The sequence below is a fragment of the Bradyrhizobium sp. UFLA05-109 genome (genome assembly GCF_054185165.1).
On record NZ_JBBIAR010000103.1, the window covers coordinates 1 to 20790 of the forward strand.

The 20790-nt window shown below is 64.3% G+C and carries 18 protein-coding genes, 1 other RNA gene and 1 pseudogene; 8 read left to right on the top strand and 12 right to left on the bottom strand.

The window, feature by feature from the left end; translation table 11 throughout:
• The coding region (locus Q3C01_RS41870) for a cation transporting ATPase C-terminal domain-containing protein (RefSeq protein ID WP_458151181.1) at positions 1 to 300 on the top strand (300 nt) is incomplete at its 5' end.
• 25 nt (positions 301 to 325) lie between these two features.
• On the opposite strand, the gene Q3C01_RS41875 is transcribed toward Q3C01_RS41870, so the two are convergent.
• The 3 genes and pseudogenes from Q3C01_RS41875 to Q3C01_RS41885 form a co-directional block, all read right to left on the bottom strand.
• Positions 326 to 1228 carry a polyphosphate kinase 2 family protein gene (locus Q3C01_RS41875; protein WP_458151182.1) on the bottom strand — a complete coding sequence of 301 codons (903 nt, stop codon included), beginning with the start codon at positions 1226 to 1228 and terminating at the stop codon, positions 326 to 328.
• A 253-nt stretch (positions 1229 to 1481) separates the two neighbouring features.
• Positions 1482 to 2666, bottom strand: a pseudogene (ftsZ, locus tag Q3C01_RS41880) (cell division protein FtsZ); the annotation flags it as partial.
• 51 nt (positions 2667 to 2717) lie between these two features.
• Positions 2718 to 3212: a hypothetical protein gene (locus Q3C01_RS41885; RefSeq protein WP_458151183.1), complete on the bottom strand. Its 495-nt coding sequence runs from the start codon at positions 3210 to 3212 to the stop codon at positions 2718 to 2720.
• A gap of 245 nt (positions 3213 to 3457) precedes the next feature.
• Here Q3C01_RS41885 and Q3C01_RS41890 point away from each other — a divergent pair, with 245 nt between their 5' ends.
• The 4 genes from Q3C01_RS41890 to Q3C01_RS41905 all read left to right on the top strand — a co-directional run bounded on the left by Q3C01_RS41890 (position 3458) and on the right by Q3C01_RS41905 (position 9704).
• Positions 3458 to 4339, top strand: a complete 882-nt coding sequence (locus Q3C01_RS41890; RefSeq protein ID WP_458151184.1) for a hypothetical protein — start codon at positions 3458 to 3460, stop codon at positions 4337 to 4339.
• Positions 4340 to 4830: 491 nt separating this feature from the next.
• Entirely contained in the window at positions 4831 to 4992 is a 162-nt protein-coding gene (locus tag Q3C01_RS41895; RefSeq protein ID WP_458151185.1) for a hypothetical protein, read from the top strand.
• Between the two features lie 362 nt (positions 4993 to 5354).
• A complete protein-coding gene (locus Q3C01_RS41900) occupies positions 5355 to 6545 on the top strand; it encodes an efflux RND transporter periplasmic adaptor subunit (RefSeq protein WP_458151202.1) in 1191 nt (396 codons plus the stop codon).
• Positions 6546 to 6551: 6 nt separating this feature from the next.
• On the top strand, positions 6552 to 9704 hold the full coding sequence (locus Q3C01_RS41905; protein ID WP_458151186.1) for a multidrug efflux RND transporter permease subunit: 3153 nt from the start codon (positions 6552 to 6554) through the stop codon (positions 9702 to 9704).
• A gap of 137 nt (positions 9705 to 9841) precedes the next feature.
• Here Q3C01_RS41905 and Q3C01_RS41910 read toward each other — a convergent pair whose 3' ends face one another.
• The 9 genes from Q3C01_RS41910 to tkt all read right to left on the bottom strand — a co-directional run bounded on the left by Q3C01_RS41910 (position 9842) and on the right by tkt (position 19378).
• Complete coding sequence (locus Q3C01_RS41910; RefSeq protein ID WP_458151187.1) at positions 9842 to 10636, bottom strand: inositol monophosphatase family protein; 795 nt, start codon at positions 10634 to 10636, stop codon at positions 9842 to 9844.
• Between the two features lie 84 nt (positions 10637 to 10720).
• Positions 10721 to 11812 carry a tetratricopeptide repeat protein gene (locus Q3C01_RS41915; RefSeq protein WP_458151188.1) on the bottom strand — a complete coding sequence of 364 codons (1092 nt, stop codon included), beginning with the start codon at positions 11810 to 11812 and terminating at the stop codon, positions 10721 to 10723.
• A 9-nt stretch (positions 11813 to 11821) separates the two neighbouring features.
• Entirely contained in the window at positions 11822 to 12496 is a 675-nt protein-coding gene (locus tag Q3C01_RS41920) for a thiamine phosphate synthase (protein ID WP_458151189.1), read from the bottom strand.
• 2 nt (positions 12497 to 12498) lie between these two features.
• A complete protein-coding gene (locus tag Q3C01_RS41925) occupies positions 12499 to 13524 on the bottom strand; it encodes a class I fructose-bisphosphate aldolase (RefSeq protein ID WP_458151190.1) in 1026 nt (341 codons plus the stop codon).
• A gap of 252 nt (positions 13525 to 13776) precedes the next feature.
• Positions 13777 to 14844 carry a class II fructose-bisphosphate aldolase gene (fba, locus tag Q3C01_RS41930; RefSeq protein WP_458151191.1) on the bottom strand — a complete coding sequence of 356 codons (1068 nt, stop codon included), beginning with the start codon at positions 14842 to 14844 and terminating at the stop codon, positions 13777 to 13779.
• A 39-nt stretch (positions 14845 to 14883) separates the two neighbouring features.
• Positions 14884 to 16077: a phosphoglycerate kinase gene (locus Q3C01_RS41935; RefSeq protein ID WP_458151192.1), complete on the bottom strand. Its 1194-nt coding sequence runs from the start codon at positions 16075 to 16077 to the stop codon at positions 14884 to 14886.
• A gap of 27 nt (positions 16078 to 16104) precedes the next feature.
• Positions 16105 to 16233 (bottom strand): hypothetical protein, encoded by a 129-nt coding sequence (locus Q3C01_RS41940; protein ID WP_458151193.1) that lies wholly within the window; start codon positions 16231 to 16233, stop codon positions 16105 to 16107.
• A gap of 10 nt (positions 16234 to 16243) precedes the next feature.
• Positions 16244 to 17251 (bottom strand): type I glyceraldehyde-3-phosphate dehydrogenase, encoded by a 1008-nt coding sequence (gene gap / locus Q3C01_RS41945; RefSeq protein WP_458151194.1) that lies wholly within the window; start codon positions 17249 to 17251, stop codon positions 16244 to 16246.
• Between the two features lie 144 nt (positions 17252 to 17395).
• On the bottom strand, positions 17396 to 19378 hold the full coding sequence (gene tkt / locus Q3C01_RS41950) for a transketolase (protein WP_458151195.1): 1983 nt from the start codon (positions 19376 to 19378) through the stop codon (positions 17396 to 17398).
• 370 nt (positions 19379 to 19748) lie between these two features.
• On the opposite strand from tkt, the gene Q3C01_RS41955 reads away from it, so the two are divergent.
• The 3 genes from Q3C01_RS41955 (at position 19749) to ssrS (ending at position 20659) form a co-directional block, all read left to right on the top strand.
• The gene (locus tag Q3C01_RS41955; protein WP_027521842.1) at positions 19749 to 20069 is read left to right on the top strand and encodes a DUF4164 domain-containing protein; all 321 of its coding nucleotides are present in this window, start codon (positions 19749 to 19751) and stop codon (positions 20067 to 20069) included.
• Entirely contained in the window at positions 20066 to 20449 is a 384-nt protein-coding gene (locus tag Q3C01_RS41960) for a cell division protein ZapA (RefSeq protein WP_027521843.1), read from the top strand. The genes Q3C01_RS41955 and Q3C01_RS41960 overlap by 4 nt, the downstream gene beginning before the upstream one ends.
• Positions 20450 to 20498: 49 nt before the next feature.
• Positions 20499 to 20659: non-coding RNA, 6S RNA (gene ssrS / locus Q3C01_RS41965), on the top strand.
• The last annotated feature ends 131 nt before the right edge of the window (positions 20660 to 20790 follow it).

Below are 20790 nucleotides of genomic sequence, written 5' to 3' on the forward strand. Positions count from 1 at the left end.
CAGGTCTTCTATTTGCTGAATAGCCGTTACCTGCTCGATTCGTCGCTCTCCGTGAGGGCGCACACGGGCAACACGTACTTGCCGCTCGGCATCGCTGCCGTCGTGATCCTGCAACTGATTTTCACCTATGTACCACCGGTTCAGGCGATGTTTGGCAACGAACCTATCCCGGCTTGGGTGTGGCCCTGGCTTGTCGCGGGCGGATTGCTGTTCTTCCTCGTGGTGGAGGCAGAAAAGCTTGTCATTCGCTCGTCAAGCTCCCTGCGAAAGGTTGTTGTCGCCGCGGAAGCAGGCGCATGAGACGGCTCGTCTCGAGCCTCGGACGTCAAGCTTCACGCGCAAGTTCCGCGCGAGCCGCGGCCAGCTCCTTTTTCTGCTCAGGGCTTACCTTCGGATATGCGAGATCGAGCTTCTCCACTGCCTCCACGATTGCCGCGGCGACGACAAGACGGGTGAACCACCTGTTGTCGGCTGGCACCACGTACCACGGCGCTTGCTCCGATGCGGTGGCCGCGATTGCCGCTTCGTACGAGCCCATATAGTCCCGCCAGTACTTGCGCGCGTGCACATCCGATGCCGAGAACTTCCAGTTCTTCTCCGGATTGTCGAGGCGCTTCATGAAGCGCTTCTTCTGCTCTTCGCGCGAGAGATGCAGGAAGAACTTGAGGATGACCGTGCCCTGCCGGGTCAGGTAGTCCTCGAAGTGCGCGATGTCGGCCAGCCGTTCGTTCCAGATCCGGTTGCCCACGAACGACGGTGGCAACCTCTGCCGCTTCAAGATCTCTTCGTGAACGCGCACAACGAGGACCTCTTCGTAATAGGAACGATTGAAGATTCCGATCCGCCCACGCTCCGGCAGACGCGTGACGTAGCGCCACATGAAGTCGTGTGCGAGATCCTCTTGTGAGGGTTGCTTGAACGAAAAAACCTGGCAGCCCTGCGGATTCACCCCCGACATGACGTGCTTGATGGTGCTGTCTTTGCCGGCCGCATCCATGGCCTGGAACACCAGCAGCAGCGACCAGCGGTCCTGGGCGTAAAGCATGTCCTGTTCTTCCGCGAGCCATCGAGTGCCCCGCTGAAGAAGCTCGGCAGCTTCGCCCTTTTCCATATTCAGACCGCGCGTGTCGCCGGGGTCGAAGTCTTTCAGCTGAAAGACCTTGCCGTTGGCAATGCGGAACGGGTGGATGTACTTCTGGATCTGGTCGAGAATTTCTTTTCTCGGCATGGAGTGTCCTCCGCCTCAAGACAAAGACAATCTCACGCTGCGCGAGAGCGGTGCGGGCCAAGCCGGAAAGCCGGGTCCTGTTCGCGCGCAACTTTGACGTTAGACCTCTTGAGGTCGCGTCGCACCGGTTATTTTTTCAGTACCTGGAGACGAGTTACGTCGGTTCTTGCACGATTCACTTGGCCTTGCGGCGCAGGAAGGTCGGGATATCGAGAACGTCTTCCTCGATCCAATTGCGTGCCGTAGAGGAACGGCCGTACGGATCGAGGCCCCGCGGCGCCGCATTCCGCGCATATTCCGAAATCGGCTTTGCGGGACTTTCCTCGGGGCGGCGGGTCGCCGGCGGGGGCGGCGGGCTCTCCAATGGCGGCGCCGGTTCGCCGTGCTCGATCCGGTCGGCGAGGCGACGGCCGTCATTGCCCAGCCTGGCGGCGAGTTCGGCGATTGAGCTTTGCGCTTGTTGCACCTGGCGTGCCGGCCCAAGATTATCGATGCCGGTCGCCACCACCGAGACTCGGACTATACCGTCCAGGCGCTCATCAAAAGTGGCGCCGACGATGATGTTGGCGTCCTGGTCAGCCTCCTCGCGAATGCGGCTGGCAGCTTCGTCGACCTCGAAGAGTGTCAGGTCCTTCCCGCCGGTGATCGAGATGATGAGGCCACTGGCTCGCTTGATCGACGGGTCCTCGATCAATGGATTGGAAATCGCGGCCACGGCGGCGTTGAGCACGCGCTTTGCGCCCGAGGCCTCGCCCCTGCCCATCATGGCTTTGCCCTTCTCGTGCATGATGGAGAGAACGTCGGCAAAATCGAGATTGATCAGACCTTCCTTGACGATGAGGTCGCTGATGCAGGCAACACCCGAATAGAGCACCTGATCGGCCAGGGCAAAAGCGGACGCGAATGTGGTCTTCTCGTTGGCCACCCTGAACAAGTTCTGGTTGGGGATGATCAGCAGGGTGTCCACCGCTGTCAGGAGATCCGCGATGCCTGCTTCGGCAAGGCGCATGCGGCGCTGGCCCTCGAAGTGGAATGGCTTGGTAACCACGCCAATGGTGAGAATTCCAAGCTCGCGCGCGGTTCTGGCGATGACAGACGCTGCCCCGGTGCCGGTACCGCCGCCCATGCCGGCAGTAACGAACACCATGTGTGCGCCCTTCAAATGATCGCGGATCGCGTCGATCACCTCTTCGGCTGCGGCGCGCCCAATTTCGGGCTGTGAGCCGGCGCCAAGGCCTTTAGTCACCTGGGTGCCCATCTGGATGACGCGCTTGGCCTTCGACATGGTGAGCGCCTGCGCGTCGGTATTGGCGACGATGAAGTCGACGCCTTGTAACCCGGCTGCGATCATGTTGTTGACCGCATTGCCGCCGGCGCCGCCGACCCCGAAAACGACAATGCGTGCTTTCAGCTCGCGCAGATCGCTGATGTCAGTCATTTTTGCCTCACGCTTACTTCGACGAGTTGGAGAATGTGAGAGCCGGGATGGCTACTTGCATGCTCTGCGGTCGGCTTCCACCAAGTCGGCAAGGAGATGCCCCAGCCGGGACGTGGCTTGTCCGTGGCCGTCGATTGGACTACCGGGTCGGCCGCCGGTTCGCAGCGAGCCTTCAAGTCGCGCCGCCGCCTCCTTGGCCGCCGTCGCCTCGGCAGTCGCGTGCAGCAGTTCAGTTGTCAGGCGATCGGCGCGCTCTCGCTCTCGCTCGAAATCCGCCCGATGACTGGCTGCTGTTGCTTCGAGCCGTGCGACCTCCGCCTGCAGTGCCAGGATCTTTTCTGCTTGCAGCGCGACGTCGCCTGTTTGCCGACTTCCGGGTCGTCGGGGCGCGTGCCGTATTTCAGCGAGATCAACGCTGACCAATGCCTTTCCATTATCTGAAAGTGAGCACGGCAAGCGGCGCCGCTTGGCGAGCGAACGAGCGGCCAATGGCGAGATCTTGAGCCGGGAACCAAGTGCGGCATATGTCAGCGTCTCAATAGGCATCGGTTGTCCTCCTGGGACTGGACCGGGCGGGGGTGTGCGCTGATGACGTCAGGCTAGGCCGCGATGGTTAACGGATTGTTAACGCGCTGGCGCCTATCTTCTTCTGCACGGGAGGCAGGCTCACGAATCAGGTGAGTCTCGCGCTTTCGGCGAAGCCGCAATCTTATCGAAATTTCCAACTACGGCTCGCGGATTGGATATGTCAGCTGATTCGGTAGAGGATCGCGATACGTGAGGATATTGCCATGGCATTCTTCAAGCGTGAGCTCGGCCCGGTTGAGCGCTTCGAGAGCGCACTGAAGAGCAGGCAGGCGGAGCGGCAAAAACTGGCCGACCAGCTTGGTCTTGCCGAATCCGTGCTTGCGGAAACACGCGCCGCTGCCGAGCGGCTGGCGATGGCTGGTGCCGGCCATGCCAAGCTCGCGCGCGCGGAGGCCGAGCTGCGCTCGGTTGAGGATCGGGTCAAGACAGCGCGCGCGGCCCTCGGAGAAAGCAACGAACAGATCGTCGCAACCGAGCGTGCGCTGGCCGGCGCCATAGCGCAGCGCGATCGCGAATTGCTTGCGGATCGTATCGAGGCGCTTGCGGCGGCGATCGATCTGGCCGTCCCGGGATTTGCTTCGGGCGCAGCCGCGCTGGTCGACGCCGTCGCCAAGGGTGCAGTGACGGTGGCGGAGGCGACGCGCTTCTCGGCCAGCGTGGACGACGTGCGTCGCGAGGTGCTGTCGGCCGCGGACCTGGTCCGCTGGGAGCTGAGGACACTGGCGGCGCGCACACGGGTGGGCAACGTCAATACCGCGCCGCCGCCGCCCGCCGCCACGTGCTCGCAGCCTCCGGAGGTCGAGCGGCAATTGATCTACACGCTCAATCCGCTCAAGTGGCAGGAGGGCGGCGAGTCGCGCAAAGCGCCTGCCTTCGCGCTGGTCGAGCTGCCGAAGACGCTGCTGCCGATCGCCCTGCGGCACCAGCATGTGGATTATCTCAATGCGAGGCGCGTGCAGACCCTGATGCACGTTCATGGCAGCGGCGCGGGGCAGGACGAGACATCTTGGGACGATCCCCAGATCATCGATCTCGATGCCCTTACCGACGAGGAGGAGGCGAGTCCGCAGGCTGACGTTGCTTGAGCGCGACTAAACGCTGACGGTTTCCTCGATCGCCTTCTCTATCCGGGGCGCCACCTCGATCAGGTGCTGTTCCTCTGCACGTTGACGTGCCAATGCGGCTGCGCGCCGACGGGGCGGATTTCGATCATCTCGTCGACAAGGTCCAGCAACCTTCGAGGATATCGACGCCAATCGAACCTTGGGGCTAGACCCCTTGGGATTAGAACCCTTGGGATTAAAACCCTTGGGCTAAACCGTCGTCTGGTCGAGTTATACCGAGTCACTAGCCCGACCGTACCTCAGCACGTTCACTTCATACCTGTGCGCAATGGCATCAACCGAGTGCCCGGTGCTACCTAACGAATGCAGACTAGGAAGCAACGGAACCGGCCCCGCGAGCAGGCAGTTGCAGGACAAGGTCGGCGGCGTAACGCCCGCCGCCCTTTCCCGCGATCGAGCCGCCGCTCCAGTAACTGGTGTCTACTGCCACAGTTGGTTGCGGAGAGTGCGCCATGAGAAACATCGCCGACCTCCTCATGCGGTTCTGGCAAGCGAGCCAGCCCGCGTCCCATGCTCAGGTTGCGGCGATGGCCGACAATCGGGATCGATCCAGCATGGCCGATTTTGTCCGCATCCTGCAGGCCTACGATCTAGACCAGTACGGCAGGAGTTAGGGGCGATCGCGTCGGACCGCATGGCGTCCAATTGTTCTGCAACTGTTGCGTCCGTTCAGGGCACAAGCGGCAATGATCGCGAGATGTCCACTCAGCCGTCAGAAGCCGATCTACATCCTTATCGGTGCACGCCCGGGCTCATCCCTTGCGATGTTCTGTCGCAGTCGATTGCCATGGAGGCGGACTCACAATCCAGTGAGCTCTGAAAACGACCGCGAACTCAGCGCCCTAGCGCGTGTGACATTGAGCCGCCCGCAGCATGCGTTGCGTCGCAGCACGCGCATTCTATTTTGACCGGGCCGGCCGCGCGGAATCGTTTCGTGCGTGCCGCTTTGTTCAACAACATCGGGGCACCCCACTTCATGTCAGGACTTCGAGCGCGATCGGCATGCGTTGCAATGATGCTCGCGGCCCTTGCGCCGCTGCTTGCGGGCTGTGATGAATCCAGCTCCGCGGTCTCCGCCGTTCAGCCTTCCGAACCCGATGTCAGCATCGTCGTCGTCAAGCAGCAAGCGCGCGCCGTGGTGCGCGAGCTGCCCGGCCGCATCGCGCCGACACGCGTCGCCGAGGTGCGGCCGCGCGTCTCCGGCATCGTCGTCGAGCGCCTGTTCCGCCAGGGCAGCGAGGTGAAGGCGGGAGACGCGCTCTATCGTATCGATCCGCGGCCGTTCGAGGTCGAGGTGATGGCGAACGAGGCCGGGCTCGCCAAGGCCGAGGCCGCCCTGATGCAGGCGCAGCAGCAGGCGCGCCGTATCGCCACGCTCACCAGTCAGCGTGCCGCGCCGGAAGCCGAGAACGAGAAGACGATCGCCGCCGAGCGCCAGGCCCAGGCCGAAGTCGAGGGCCGCAAGGCCGAGCTCGCGCGCGCCAGGCTGAACCTCGACTACGCCACTGTGCGCGCGCCGATCGACGGCGTGGTTGGTGCGGCTATCGTCAGCGAAGGCGCGCTCGTGGTGCAGAACGAGACCAATCTCGCCACCGTCCAGCAGCTCGATCCGATCTATGCCGACTTCACCCAGTCGGTCACCGAGATGAACCAGCTTCGCCGCGCCTTCGAGAACGGCGACCTCGATCGCATCGCGGCGGATGCCGCGAAAGTCCGCCTCGTGCTCGACGACAACACGACCTATTCGCTCGACGGCAAGCTCTTGTTCTCCGACGCCAAGGTCGACGCCCATACCGGCCAGGTGACGCTGCGCGGCGAGTTCCGCAATCCCAAGCGCGAATTGCTGCCGGGCATGTATGTCCGCGTCCGCATCGATCAGGGCATTGATTCCGATGCGATCGCGGTGCCGCAGCAGGCGATCCAGCGCAATGGCGGCGGCGGCAGCGAGGTGTTCGTCGTCAAGGACGACAACCGCATCGCGGTGCAGCCGGTGCGCACCGGCTCGGTGCAGGACGGCATCTGGTTCGTCACCGACGGACTGAAGGCCGGCGACAAGGTCGTGGTCGAAGGTTTCCAGAAGTTCGCCGCCGGCGACAAGGTCAAGCCGCAGTCCTGGGCCGAGGCCGATGCGACGGCAGATGCCCAGCACGCTCGGGCCTTGCGGTAACGCGCCATGCCAAGCTTCTTCATCGACAGGCCGATCTTCGCCTGGGTGGTCGCGCTGTTCATCTGCTTGATCGGCGCGATCTCGATCCCGCTATTGCCGGTCGCGCAATACCCGATCATCGCGCCGCCCTCGATCTCGATCTCGACCAGCTATCCCGGTGCCTCGCCGGAAAACCTCTACAACAGCGTCACGCGGCTGATCGAGGAGGAGCTCAACGGCGCGTCCGGCATTCTGAATTTCGAATCCACGAGCGACTCGCTCGGCCAGGTCGAGATTATCGCCAATTTCGTGCCGGGCACCGATACCGGTGCTGCCTCGGTCGAGGTGCAGAACCGCATCAAGCGCGTCGAGGCGCGCCTGCCGCGTGCGGTGATCCAGCAGGGCATATTGATCGAGGAAGCGTCCAGCGCGGTGCTCCAGATCATCACGCTGAACTCGACCGATGGCAGCCTCGATGAGGTCGGGCTCGGCGACTTCATGATCCGCAACGTGCTCGGCGAGATTCGCCGCATCCCTGGCGTCGGCCGCGCCACGCTCTATTCGACCGAGCGCTCGCTTCGCGTCTGGGTCGATCCGGCAAAACTCGTCGGCTATGGGCTGACGGCGGATGACGTCAACAAGGCGATCAGCGCGCAGAACGCGCAGGTGGCCTCCGGCAGCATCGGTGCCGAACCGTCGACGGCCGACCAGCGCATCTCCGCGCTGGTGCTGGTCAAGGGCCAGCTCTCCTCGCCGGACGAATTCGGCGCCATCATCCTGCGCGCCAACCCCGATGGCTCGACAGTTCGGCTGCGCGATGTCGCGCGGGTCGAGGTCGGCGGCCTCAGCTATCAGTTCAACACCCGCCTCAACGGCAAGCCGACCGCGGGCCTCTCGGTACTGCTGTCGCCGACCGGCAATGCGCTGGCGACTGCGAGTGCGGTCGAGGCCAAGATGAAGGAGCTGTCGCGCTTCTTCCCGGCCAATATCAGTTACGAGATTCCCTACAACATCACGCCTGTCGTCGAGGCCTCGATCAAGAAGGTGCTGTCGACGCTGGTCGAGGCCGTGGTGCTGGTCTTCGTGGTGATGTTCTTGTTCTTGCAGAACATCCGCTACACCATCATTCCGACCATCGTGGTGCCGGTGGCACTGCTGGGCGCCTGTACCACGCTGCTGCTCGCCGGCTACTCCATCAACATGCTCTCGATGTTCGGCATGGTGCTCGCGGTCGGCATCCTCGTCGACGATGCCATCGTCGTGGTCGAGAACGTCGAGCGCATCATGGCGGAGGAAGGCCTGCCGCCGAAGGAAGCGACGCGCAAGGCGATGTCGCAAATCACCGGCGCGATCATCGGCATCACGCTGGTGCTGATGGCCGTGTTCGTGCCTATGGCGTTCTTCCCGGGCTCGGTCGGCATCATCTACCGCCAGTTCTCGGTCACGATGGTCGCCGCGATCGGCTTTTCGGCGTTCCTCGCGCTCTCGCTGACGCCGGCGCTGTGCGCAACGCTGCTCAAGCCTGTCGCGGCCGGTCATGGCCATGCCAAGAAGGGCGTCTTTGGCTGGTTCAACCGAATGCTCGAAGGCGGCAAGGAGGGCTATTCCCGCACCGTCGGCTTCTCGCTGAAGCGCACGGGACGGCTGATGCTGGTCTATGCCGCGCTGCTCGTCGGCCTGTCCTGGGCCTTCGTCAACCTGCCCGGCGGCTTCCTCCCCGTCGACGACCAGGGCTTTGTCACCACCGACGTGCAGGCGCCGTCGGATTCGTCCTATGCCCGCACCGAGGCCGTGATCGAGAAGGTCGAAAAATATCTCGCGATGCGCCCCGGCGTGAAGGACGTCACCTTCCTCACCGGCTTCAGCTTCTCCGGCCAGGGCATGAACACCGCGCAGGCCTTCATCACGCTGAAGGACTGGTCGGAGCGCGGCCCCAAGGAGTCTGCCGCCGCGATCGTCTCAGACATCAACCGCGACCTGTCCTCGATCCGCGACGCCAAGATCTCGGCGCTCCAGCCGCCGCCGATCGACAATCTCGGCAACTCCTCGGGCTTCTCGTTCCGCCTCCAGGACCGCGGCCAGAAGGGCTATCCGGCCCTGATGCGCGCCGCCGACCAGCTCATCGCGGAGGCCAATGCGAGCCCCGTGCTGCAAAAGGTCTATGTCGAGGGTCTACCCGAGGCGGGCGTGGTCAATCTCGTGATCGACCGCGAGAAGGCCGGCGCGTTCGGTGTCACCTTCGAGGACATCAACAACACCATCTCGACCAATCTCGGCTCGAACTACATCAACGATTTCCCGAACCGCGGCCGCATGCAGCGCGTCGTGGTGCAGGCCGACGCGCGCGACCGGATGAAGACAGAGGACATCCTCAACTACAACGTCAAGAACAGTCGTGGCCAGCTCGTGCCGTTCTCCTCCTTCGCGACGGTCGAATGGTCGCGCGGGCCGACGCAGATCGCGGGTTTCAACTACTACCCGGCGGTGCGCATCTCGGGCGAGGCGAAGCCCGGCTTCACCTCGGGCGATGCGATCGCCGAGATGGAGCGGCTCGCCGGCAAATTGCCGCGCGGCTTCGGCTATGAATGGACCGGGCAGTCACTGCAGGAAAAGCTGTCGGGCTCGCAGGCGCCGTTCCTGCTCGCGCTGTCGGTGTTCGTGGCGTTCCTGTGTCTGGCCGCGCTCTATGAGAGCTGGACCATTCCGCTCGCGGTGCTCCTGACCGTGCCGCTCGGCGTCACCGGCGCCGTGATCGCGGCGATGCTGCGCGGCTTGCCGAACGACGTCTATTTCACCGTCGGCCTCATCACCATCATCGGCCTTGCGGCGAAGGATGCGATCCTGATCATCGAGTTCGCGAAGGACCTGCGGAAAGAAGGCAAGCCACTGGTGGAAGCGACCATCGAGGCCTGCCGGCTGCGCTTCCGCCCGATCCTGATGACCGGCCTTGCCTTCATCTGCGGCGTGCTGCCGATGGCGATCGCGCATGGTGCCGGCGGTGCCAGCCAGCAATCGCTCGGCACCGTGGTGATGGGCGGCATGATCGCAGTGGTCATCCTGGCACTATTGATGGTGCCGGTGTTCTTTGTCTCCGTGCAGCGCGTGCTGGCGGGAGATCGGGAGAAGGTGGTGAAGGGGAACGCTGAAGCGTACGGGCCGCCGTCTCCCGTGAAGCCATAAAGTACGGCGTCATGCCCTCGCGAAAGCGGGGGCATCCAGTACGCCGCGGCGTATGCGTATCCAACGAACGTCTCTGAAATACTTGATCATCCGCTTTCGCGGATGATCACAGCGGAGAGGGCGGTGCAGCGTTCTGCCTACCCGGCCGACTTCCGCAAAATCTTCACCAGCTCGCCGTGCACGAACTCGTTGCCGCACACGACGTGGCCGGTCACCAGCGCATCGCCTGGGGTTGCGATGTCGCTGACGGTGCCGCCGGCTTCGCGCACCATGATCATGCCGGCGGCGATGTCCCAGGAATGCAAGTTGCGCTCCCAGTAGCCGTCGAGGCGGCCGGCGGCGACGAAGGCGAGGTCGAGGGAGGCGGCGCCGAAGCGGCGCAGGCCTGCGACCTGGTCCTGGATCGCGGTCATCTCGCGGCGGAAGGATTCGTGGTCGCCGCGGCCGATATGCGGCAGGCCGCAGGCGATAACGCATTCGTTGAGCTGGCGGCGGCCGGCCACCCGCAGGCGCTGGTCGTTGAGGAAGGCGCCCTTGCCGCGCTCGGCGATGTAGAGCTCGTCATTGGCGGGGTTGTAGATCACGCCCGCGATCACCGTGCCCTCGCGCGCCAGCCCAATCGAGATCGCGAATTGCGGGATGCCGTGCAGGAAGTTGGTGGTGCCGTCCAGGGGATCGACGATCCAGGTGTGGCTCTTGTCGCTGCCTTCTCGCGTGCCGCCTTCCTCGCCGATGAAGCCATAGCCGGGGCGGGCCTTGGCGAGGTCCTGGTAGAGGATCTCTTCGGCGCGCTTGTCGGCGAGCGAGACGAAATTCGCAGGGCCCTTCAGCGAGACCTGCAAGTGCTCGATCTCGCCGAGATCGCGCTTGAGGCTGCGGCCGGCGCGGCGCGCAGCTTTGACCATGACATTGATAGTTGCGGAATACAGCATGAGATCAGTCTTGATTTGCGGGAATTCGGCTGGAAGCCGCCGGATTTTGGGGACTGGGTGCCCTGCGGCCGGGCTGGCGTCAAGTCATTTGGTCCCGAGCCATTTCTTGGCGGCGGCATCGGCCTTGGCCCGGTCCTCGGGGGGCAAATCGGCCAGTTGCTTATCGAGATCGGGATCCCCCTTGCCGCCCGTCTTGGCAACCAGGTGCCATTTGAAGCCCTCGATCTTGTCGGCCGGCGTGCCCATGCCGTTGACCAGCACCCAGGCCAGCCGGTTCTGCGCGATCGGACTGTTTTGCCGGGCGGCCTTGCGAAGCAACGCCACTGCCGCGGGCTGGTTCTTCGGCGTGCCTGTGCCGTTGAACAGCGCGATCGCATATTCGAGCTCGGCATCGACATTGTCGGCGAGCGAGGCCGCCTGCAAAAGCCGCACGGCCCGCTCGATGTCCTTCGGCACGCCTGTGCCTTCCTTGTAGAAGGTTGCGAGCGCGTATTGCGCCTCGGGTAGCCCTGCATCCGCGGCCTGGCGCAGCAGCTCGGCCGAGCGCCTGACGTCCTGCGGCAGCGTCTGCCCGTCGAGATAGAGCAGCGCGAGATTATAAGCGGCCTTGGGCTCGCCGAGCTTGGCGGCGGAGGCGAGCAGCTTGACCGCATCGCCCTTGTCGACCGGGCTGCCGCGGCCGGCCATGCGCAGCATTGCGAGTTCGAACATCGCCTCGCGGTCGCCGGCATCCGACGCGCGTTGGTACCATTCGGCGGCCTTGACATAGTCGCGCTTGATGCCGAGGGCGTTGGAATAGAGCTGGCCCAGCATGGTCATCGCCTTGGGATCCCCGGCTTGCGCGCGCGGGGTGGCAAGATCGAAGGCGGTCTTGTACTGGCCGCGCTGATAGGCGCCGTACACCAGGTCGGCATTGGAATTGTCGGTCGGCGGCGCCGGGATCACGGTCGCGGCCGGCGGCGGGCTCGGCGAGGCCGAGGGCTTCGGCGCGGGCGCTGCCTCCTTCTTCTTGGTGAGTGCGTGCGGCTTCGCCGCAGATTTTTCCTTGGGATTTTCTTTGGGCTTCTCGGGCGCAGGGCTCGGCGTTGCCGCCGGCGGCGTCAGCGAGAGCTGTGCGGCCGCAGGCGCGGCGAGGAGCAAAAGAGCCAGGAACGATGTAGAGACCAGGGGCTTCATGATTGGCTGCTAGCCACGCCCCCGGTCCGCGGGCGCATCCGCATAGGCCTTCTTGATCGCGGCTTCCGCATCGACGAGCGCAGCCTTCGGCCCGCGAGGATCGGCCCAGATGAAATCGCCAATCAGCACGAAATCGGCACCTGCGGCGGCGAACTCGAAGGCTTCCGCCAATGAGATGGCAAAGCCGACGCAGGGCGGCTCGAACAGCTCGGCCCACCAGTCCAGCCGCTCCGCGACCGCTTGCACTGAGGGCCGCTGGCCCGTTGCGTCCGGTTCGCCGAACAGCACGTAATCTGCGCCCATCTCGCCTGCACTCATGGAATCATGGCGGGTGGCGAGCCCGCCGACGCCGGCGATGCGGTCGGGCTTCAGGGATGGCATGGCTTCTTCGAGTGCGGCGATGCCGATCAGATGCGCGCCATCGGCGCCGCCGCGCGCGACCAGCTCGACATGGCCATCGACGAGCAGCGCAGCGCCGGCCTTCTGCACGACCGGCGCCAGCGCCTTCACCCGCGAGATCATCGTGCGTTGATCGGTTTCCTTCAGCCGCACCAGCACGGCAGCGACGTCGGCGGCGGCGAGCAGGTCGGGCAGCTCGCCCAGGAGCGAAGCGGGATCGTCGACGAGCGGCGTCGCGAGATAGAGCCGCGGCGCCGGGCGCGCGGGAGCAGAATTGTTCGACAAGTCTAGGCCGCCTTCTTTTCGAGGCCGCTGTCCCATTCGCCGCGGCTGGCGAGTGCGTTCATCCGCGCGCGATGGGCGAAGGCCTTTTGACCGGTCGCGACGTTTTCCGCCTTGCCAGACCAGGCCTTCTGCGGCGCGGCCTGAAGCGCGCGGCCATAGGAGAAGGTCAGCCGCCACGGCAGCGGCCCGAGCCTGTTCATGGCATCGAGATGCGCGGTTGCCTCCTCGTCCGACTGGCCGCCGGAGAGGAAGGCGATGCCGGGCACGGCCGCCGGCACGCAGGCCTTGAGGAGGCGCACGGTCTTTTCCGCGACCTCCGCAACGGAGGCCTGCTTCGCACACTTCTTTCCCGAGACTGCCATGTTGGGCTTCAGCACCATGCCTTCGAGCGCGACGCGCTGCACGCGCAATTCCTGGAACGTCTTGTTGAGCACGCGCTGCGTCACGTCATAGCAGCGGTTGATGTCGTGGTCGCCGTCCATCAGCACCTCCGGCTCGACGATCGGCACGATCTGCGCGGCCTGGCACAGCGCCGCGTAACGCGCCAGCGCATGCGCGTTGACGCCGATTGCGGTCATCGAGGGGATGCCGCTGCCGATGTCGATCACCGCGCGCCATTTGGCAAAGCGCGCGCCACGCTCATAGTATTTCTTCAGGCGCTCGGCGAGCTTGTCGAGGCCGACGGTGACGAGCTCACCCGGGCACATCGGCAGGGCCTGCGTGCCTTCGTCGACCTTGATGCCGGGAATGGCGCCGCTCGCTTCGATCAGCTTCACCAGCGGGGTGCCGTCCTTCGCGTTCTGCCAGATCGTCTCGTCATAGAGGATGACGCCGGAGATGTGCTGGCTCATGGCGTCGTTGGAACGAAACAGCATCTCGCGGTAGTCGCGACGGTTGTCTTCGGTGGATTCCACGCCGATTGCATCAAAACGCTTCTTGATGGTGCCGGAGGATTCGTCGGCGGCGAGGATGCCCTTGCCGGGCGTAACCATGGCCTGTGCGACCTTGTTGAGCTCAGTCAGATTCATCGAGAGGTCCTCCCAAAACGATTCTGCCCTTGCCTGCGAAAATAGACCGTTCTCGGGCAATTGCCGAGTTAACGTTGGTCGCAGGGTAATGGGGATCGGAGGGGAGAGCGTCGAGCCACGAAGCACGCTGTCATTTCCGGGATGCGCCGGTAGGCGCAGGCCCGGAATCCATAACCCCGGTCCCTGGCTAAGGATTCCGGGCTCGCCGCTGTGCGGCGCCCCGGAATGACGGAGAAGGGAGTGTTCGCTCGCTCACGCGATCTTCGGGTTGAGCTCGCCCTTGGCATAGCGCTTGGCCATTTCAGCCGTCGTCAGCACGCGCTTGATCTTGGAGGCCTGGCCCGCGGTGTTGAACTCCTGGAGCCGCTGCTTGCACAGCTTGGTCATGGCTTCCATGGCCGGCTTCAGGTACTTGCGCGGATCGAACTCCTCCGGATTGTCCTTCAGGACCTTGCGGATCTGGCCGGTCATCGCCATGCGGTTGTCGGTGTCGATGTTGATCTTGCGCACGCCGTTCTTGATGCCGCGCTGGATCTCGGCGACCGGCACGCCCCAGGTCGGCTTCATCTTGCCGCCATTGGCGTTGATGATCTCCTGAAGATCCTGCGGCACCGACGACGAACCGTGCATCACAAGGTGCGTGTTCGGCAGCTTGCGGTGGATCTCCTCGATCACGTTCATGGCGAGGATGTCGCCGTCCGGCTTGCGGGTGAACTTGTAGGCGCCGTGCGAAGTGCCCATCGCGATCGCGAGCGCGTCGACCTGGGTCTCCTTGACGAACTTCACGGCCTCGTCCGGGTTGGTCAGGAGCTGGTCGTGCGACAGCTTGCCTTCGGCGCCGTGGCCGTCTTCCTTGTCGCCCATGCCGGTCTCGAGCGAGCCGAGCACGCCGAGTTCGCCCTCCACCGAGATGCCACCGAGATGGGCCATGTCGGTCACGGTCTTGGTGACGCCGATATTGTAGCCCCAATCACCGGGGGTCTTGCCATCGGCCTTCAGCGAGCCGTCCATCATCACGGAGGTGAAACCAGCCTGGATCGCGGTCATGCAGGTCGCGGGCTCGTTGCCGTGGTCGAGATGCACGCAGACCGGAATGTGCGGATAGATCTCGGTCACCGCGTCCATCATGTGCTTGAGCATGACGTCGTTGGCGTAGGAGCGCGCGCCGCGCGAGGCCTGGATGATGACGGGCGCGTCGACCTGGTTGGCCGCGTCCATGATCGCCAGCGCCTGCTCCATATTGTTGATGTTGAAGGCCGGTACGCCGTAATCGTTCTCCGCAGCATGGTCGAGCAATTGACGCAACGTGATCCGAGCCATCTGTGTTTTTCTCCCGTTTGGGCCTTCCGGCCAACTAACTTACTTGGTGCGCAAAACCTCGACGCCGGGCAGGGGCTTGCCTTCCATCCATTCAAGAAATGCGCCACCGGCGGTCGAGACATAGGTGAAATCGGAGCCGACGCCGGCCTGGTTGAGCGCCGCGACGGTGTCGCCGCCGCCCGCGATCGAAATCAGCTTCTTGGCCTTGGTGCGCTCGGCGGCGTGCTTGGCGGCCGCCACGGTGCCTCGATCGAATGGTTGCAACTCGAAAGCCCCGAGCGGGCCGTTCCAGACCAGCGTTGCCGCGTCGTCGATCGCGGCATGGATACGCGCCACCGACTGCGGGCCAACGTCGAGGATCATGCCGTCGGCCGGGATCGCATCGAGCCCATAGGCATGCGACGGTGCGTTGGCGGCAAAATGATAGGCGACAGTGGCATCCACCGGGAGGATGATGGCGCAGTTCGCGGCTTCGGCCTTCTCCATGATGCGCACCGCCGTTGCGGCGAGATCCTTCTCGGCCAGCGACTTGCCGACCGCAACGCCCTGGGCGTGCAGGAAGGTGTTGGCCATGCCACCGCCAATCACGAGCGCATCGACCTTGCTGACGAGGTTTTCCAGAAGGTCGATCTTGGTCGAGACCTTTGCGCCGCCGATGATCGCGATGACGGGCTTGGTCGGCGCTTCCAGGGCCTTCTCCAGCGCATCCAGCTCGGCCTGCATGGTGCGGCCGGCATAGGCCGGCAGCTCGCGGCCAAGGCCCTCGGTCGAGGCGTGGGCGCGGTGCGCGGCGGAGAAGGCATCATTGACCCAGATGTCGCCGAGCTTTGCCAATTCCGCGACGAAGGCGGGATCGTTCTTCTCTTCCTCTTTGTGGAAGCGGGTGTTCTCCAGGCACAGGATGTCGCCGTCGTTCAGCGCCGCTACGGCCTTGGCCGCAGGCTCGCCGATGCAGTCGTCGGCAAACGCAACCGGCTTCTTCACGACCTTCGCCAGCGCTTCGGCAACCGGCTTCAGCGAGTCCTTGGCGTCGCGGCCCTTCGGCCGGCCGAAATGCGCGAGCAGGATGACCTTGCCGCCCTTGTCGGAGATTTCGGTGATGGTCGGTGCGACGCGCTCGAGTCGCGTTGCGTCGGTGACGCGCCCGTTGTCCATGGGCACGTTGAGATCGACGCGCAGCAGCACGCGCTTGCCCTTCACGTCGACGTCGTCGAGGGTGCGAAATCTGGCCATGTCCTGATCACTCGTTAACTGGCGACGTTACGGCGCATCGCGCTCAGGTGGATTGCCTTCCTGCCTGGTCGTTACCTTGCCTCCCTGACGCATGCCGTACGCGATCAATGCGAACAGCAGGATGACGCCAGGAATTCCGATCCAGGCAGGAAGCATCGCGCCTCCGTTAGAGCACCTTGCTCATCGCAACGGCGGTGTCCGCCATGCGGTTCGAAAAACCCCACTCGTTGTCGTACCAGGACATCACGCGCACCAGCGTGCCGTTCTGCACCTTGGTCTGGTCCTCGTGGAACGTGGAGGAGTGCGGGTCGTGGTTGAAGTCGATCGAGACGTTCGGCGCCGTGGTGTAGCCGAGGATGCCCTTGAGCTGCTGCTCGGAGGCGCGCTTCATCGCCGCGTTGACTTCCTTGGCGTCGGTGGCGCGCTTGGCGACGATCTTGAGGTCGACGACCGAGACGTTCGGGGTCGGCACGCGGATCGCGACACCGTCGAGCTTGCCCTTCAGCTCCGGCAGCACGAGGCCGATCGCTTTGGCGGCACCGGTCGAGGTCGGGATCATCGACATCGCCGCGGCGCGGCCGCGGTAGAGATCCTTGTGCAGCGTGTCCAGCGTCGGCTGGTCGCCGGTGTAGGCGTGGATCGTGGTCATGAAGCCGGTCTCGATGCCGACGAGGTCGTTCAGGACCTTGGCGACCGGCGCGAGGCAGTTCGTCGTGCAGGAGCCGTTGGAGACGACCAGATGATTCTTGGTCAGCGTCTCATGGTTGACGCCGTAGACGATCGTCGCATCGGCGCCGTCGGCGGGCGCGGAGACCAGCACGCGCTTGGCGCCAGCGGTCAGATGCAAGGCGGCCTTGTCCTTCGAGGTGAAGATGCCGGTGCACTCCATCGCGACGTCGACGCCGAGATCCTTCCAGGGCAGCTTTGACGGATCGCGCTCGGCGGTCACCTTGATCTTGCCGCTGCCGAGGTTGATCGTGTCGCCATCGACGGTCACGGTTCCCGGGAAGCGGCCGTGCACGGAGTCGAAGCGGAGCAGATGCGCGTTGGTCTCGACCGGTCCGAGATCATTGATGGCGACCACCTCGACGTCCTTGCGGCCGGACTCGGCGATGGCCCGCAGGATGTTGCGGCCGATGCGGCCAAAACCGTTAATTGCAACGCGGACTGCCATCTTTCGTCTCCTTCAATGACCGTTGTCATCCCGCAGAACGCTGGCGCGCCTGCGAGGGTTTTTTAGGGCGGACGCCCGGTTCGGCCGGGCGGTACTTGATCATATGGGGAGTTTGGTAGTCCTTTTTCCCGGCAAGCTCAACTCTCAGGAAACGCGCTTCAGGACAGCGTTAACTGCAGCCTCGGCGGTAATTCCAAAGTGCTTGAAAAGGTCCTTGGCAGGCGCGCTCGCGCCGAAGGAATGCATGCCGATAAATTCACCATCCTGGCCGATCACGGCATCCCAGCCCCAGCGCACTGCGGCCTCGATCGCGACCTTGACCGGCGCGTTGCCGATGATGGCTGCACGCTTCGCCTCTGGTTGCGCTAACAAGAGCTCCAGCGAGGGCACCGAGACCACCCGCGTCGCGATGCCGCGCTCCGCGAGCTGCTTTTGGGCCGCGACCGCGATCTCGACCTCGGAGCCCGAGGCGAACAGCGTCGCCTTGGCTTCGCCCTGGGCTGCAACCAGCTCGTAGGCGCCGTACTGGCAGGGGTTCTCGTTGGCGGAACTGCGGAGCTGCGGCAGGTTCTGGCGCGTCAGCGCCAGCACGGTCGGACCGTCGATGCGGTTCAGCGCCAGCTCCCAGCACTCGGCGACCTCGATGGAGTCGCAGGGGCGGAACACGCGCATGTTCGGAATCGCGCGCAGCGCTGCGAGATGCTCGACCGGCTGATGGGTCGGGCCGTCTTCGCCAAGCCCGATGGAATCGTGAGTCATGACATACACCACGCCTGCACCCATCAAGGCGGCAATCCGCATCGCGGGCCGTGCGTAGTCCGTGAACACCAGAAAGGTCGCGCCGTTCGGCGCGAAGCCGCCGTGCAGGAAGATGCCGTTCATCGCCGCGCACATGCCGTGCTCGCGGATGCCGTAGTGGATGAAGCGGCCCTTCGGCGTCTTGGCGGAGAAGGCGACGGCCGACTTCGCCTTGTTGTTGTTGGAGCCGGTGAGATCGGCCGAACCCGCCAAGAATTCCATCGGCATCGCGGCCGCGATCGCCTCGATCGCCGCTTCCGAGGATTTGCGCGTCGCGACGTTGAGCGGATTTTCCAGAAGGCCCTTTTTGTGCGCCTTCAGCGCCTTTGCGAGCGACGCGGGGCGCTCATGGCGCAGGCGACGCTCGAACTCGGCGCGCTTGCGGCTGCCAAGCTCGCCGAGGCGTCCTTCCCATTCCTGACGTGCGACCGCGCCGCGGCTGCCGACCTCACGCCACGCCTTGAGCACGTCGTCGGGCACCGAGAACGGCTCGAGCGAGATGCCGAGATTTTCCTTGGCGGCCTTGAGCTCGTCGGCGCCGAGCGCCTCGCCGTGCGCCTTCGCGGTCCCGGCCTTATGCGGCGCGCCGTAGCCGATGGTGGTGCGGCAGGCGATCAGCGTCGGCTTGTTGGATTTTTTCGCACGCGTGATCGCGGCGGCGATTGCTGCCTGGTCCTGGCCGTCGATCTTCTCGGCGGCCCAGCCTGCCGACTTGAAGCGCTTCACCTGGTCGACCGAGTCTGCGATCGAGGTCGGGCCGTCGATCGAGATTCCGTTATCGTCATAGAGCACGATCAGCTTGTTCAGCTTCCAGTGCCCGGCCATGGCGATCGCTTCCTGCGACACGCCTTCCATCAGGTCGCCGTCGGAGGCAAGCACGTAGGTATGGTGGTCGACGATCTTCTTGCCGAACTCGGCGGCCAGCATCTTCTCGGCCAGCGCCATGCCGACTGCGGTGGAAATGCCCTGGCCGAGCGGGCCGGTGGTGGTCTCGATGCCCTTGGTGTGGAAGTTCTCGGGGTGACCGGGGGTCAGCGATCCCAGCTGGCGGAAGTGCTTGAGCTGGTCCAGCGTCATGTCCGCACTGCCGGTCAGGAACAGCAGCGAATAGAGCAGCATCGAGCCGTGGCCGGCCGACAGCACGAAGCGGTCGCGGTCGGGCCAGGCGGAGGCCTGGGCGTCGAATTTCAGGAACTGCGTGAACAGGACGGTCGCGACGTCGGCGGCTCCCATCGGCAGGCCGGGATGGCCGGACTTGGCCTTCTCAACCGCGTCCATCGAGAGCCCGCGGATCGCATTGGCCATACGGGTGTGATCGACCTGCGTCATGTCTGAAATCCGTCTGAAATGAGGCGCTTGGTGGCGGTGTACGCCCGCGCGGAAAGGAGCCTTTCGGCCGCTGGAAGGTCGGGGGCTGGATAGCATCTCGGTTCCGGGAGTCCAAGGCAATCGAACGTCATCCCCGGGCGAAAAGTTGCTCCAAGTTCGATCCGCAAAAAGCCGCAACAGTGATCGCGCGCGCCAGGAACCGGTCGGGGCGGGACGCCCGGCCCCGATCTATCGGTGCATAGTTTTGCCGCGGCGTTGCGCTTCGCTTCCCTGCCACGTAAATTTCTGCTTCTAAGCGCTTGCCGAACCGAGTCTTTTGCCAAGCGGCAAGTCCTGATGAAAAGGCCAACAAGGGTCCGTCGCTGACTGCATGAGCGATCGCGCTGCCAACAGTTCCGCCATGACGGAGTCCGCCGCCGTCGAGATCGAGATCGCGACCCGGAGACTTACGTCGGCGCTCGACGCGCTGGAGAGCGCGGTCGAGCGACGGCGCGATGCCGACCGCGACGAGAACGAGCTCGCGACGCGCATCCAGGCGCTCGGCACCGACCGCTCGCGACTTGCCGACGAGCTCGACGGTGCGCTGATGAAGGCGCGCAAGCTCGAGCGCACCAATCGAGAAATCTCCGATCGGCTGGATTCGGCGATCGTCACGATACGTTCGGTGCTCGATACCGGAGAGGATGGATGAGCCACATCAACGTCACCATCAACGGCCGGCAATATCGCATGGCCTGCGAGGAAGGGCAGGAGGTGCGGTTGCTGAAGCTCGCCGAAGGCCTGGAATCGCGGATTCAGAACCTGCGCGGAAAATTCGGCGAGATCGGCGATGCGCGGCTCACCGTGATGGCGGCACTCACCGCATGCGACGAGCTGGTCGATGCCGGCAACCGCATCCGCACGCTGGAAGCCGAGGTGAACGAACTGCGGGATTTCCGTAATGCCGCCGCCGAGCGCGCCCGGATGACGCAGACCGCGGTGGTCAATGCGCTCAATGCCGCCGCCGAGCGCATCGAGAAATCGACCCAGGTCCTGAACCGGACCGTCGGCAACGGGATTGCGATCGGCTGACGATCAGGTGGGCTGGCGATTCGTCAGCGTCGTTGCTAGATTGCGGAAAGCGAAGCTGTGACGCGCGTCAGGAGCCATATATCCCCGGGGCCTTATCGATCCTTTAGGGAACTGTCCCTGGCCGGGCCCGTGGGCTCGGACATATGGTGCCCACCTACTTTCGTAGGGAACTCCGGGATCGAGTGCTTCAACGGCGTTTACGGCTTCGCGCTTTTGTTTGCCTGGTTTGTGCCTGTCGATTTGCGTCCCCGACAAAGCGTGCGATTGAATTTAGTCTCGGTGTCATGCCCCGCGAAAGCGGGGCACCCAGTACGCCGCGCTGTCGAGGATTATGCTCTGGC

Excerpts from the sequence above, each read along its gene's own strand:
- Q3C01_RS41885 (WP_458151183.1), bottom strand. The coding sequence starts at position 3,212 with ATGCCTATTGAGACGCTGACATATGCCGCACTTGGTTCCCGGCTCAAG.
- gap (WP_458151194.1), bottom strand. The coding sequence starts at position 17,251 with ATGGCAGTCCGCGTTGCAATTAACGGTTTTGGCCGCATCGGCCGCAAC.
- Q3C01_RS41875 (WP_458151182.1), bottom strand. The coding sequence starts at position 1,228 with ATGCCGAGAAAAGAAATTCTCGACCAGATCCAGAAGTACATCCACCCG.
- Q3C01_RS41900 (WP_458151202.1), top strand. The coding sequence starts at position 5,355 with ATGTCAGGACTTCGAGCGCGATCGGCATGCGTTGCAATGATGCTCGCG.
- Q3C01_RS41895 (WP_458151185.1), top strand. The coding sequence starts at position 4,831 with ATGAGAAACATCGCCGACCTCCTCATGCGGTTCTGGCAAGCGAGCCAG.
- Q3C01_RS41955 (WP_027521842.1), top strand. The coding sequence starts at position 19,749 with ATGAGCGATCGCGCTGCCAACAGTTCCGCCATGACGGAGTCCGCCGCC.
- Q3C01_RS41925 (WP_458151190.1), bottom strand. The coding sequence starts at position 13,524 with ATGAATCTGACTGAGCTCAACAAGGTCGCACAGGCCATGGTTACGCCC.
- Q3C01_RS41935 (WP_458151192.1), bottom strand. The coding sequence starts at position 16,077 with ATGGCCAGATTTCGCACCCTCGACGACGTCGACGTGAAGGGCAAGCGC.
- Q3C01_RS41915 (WP_458151188.1), bottom strand. The coding sequence starts at position 11,812 with ATGAAGCCCCTGGTCTCTACATCGTTCCTGGCTCTTTTGCTCCTCGCC.
- Q3C01_RS41940 (WP_458151193.1), bottom strand. The coding sequence starts at position 16,233 with ATGCTTCCTGCCTGGATCGGAATTCCTGGCGTCATCCTGCTGTTCGCA.
- tkt (WP_458151195.1), bottom strand. The coding sequence starts at position 19,378 with ATGACGCAGGTCGATCACACCCGTATGGCCAATGCGATCCGCGGGCTC.
- Q3C01_RS41905 (WP_458151186.1), top strand. The coding sequence starts at position 6,552 with ATGCCAAGCTTCTTCATCGACAGGCCGATCTTCGCCTGGGTGGTCGCG.
- Q3C01_RS41910 (WP_458151187.1), bottom strand. The coding sequence starts at position 10,636 with ATGCTGTATTCCGCAACTATCAATGTCATGGTCAAAGCTGCGCGCCGC.
- Q3C01_RS41890 (WP_458151184.1), top strand. The coding sequence starts at position 3,458 with ATGGCATTCTTCAAGCGTGAGCTCGGCCCGGTTGAGCGCTTCGAGAGC.
- fba (WP_458151191.1), bottom strand. The coding sequence starts at position 14,844 with ATGGCTCGGATCACGTTGCGTCAATTGCTCGACCATGCTGCGGAGAAC.
- Q3C01_RS41960 (WP_027521843.1), top strand. The coding sequence starts at position 20,066 with ATGAGCCACATCAACGTCACCATCAACGGCCGGCAATATCGCATGGCC.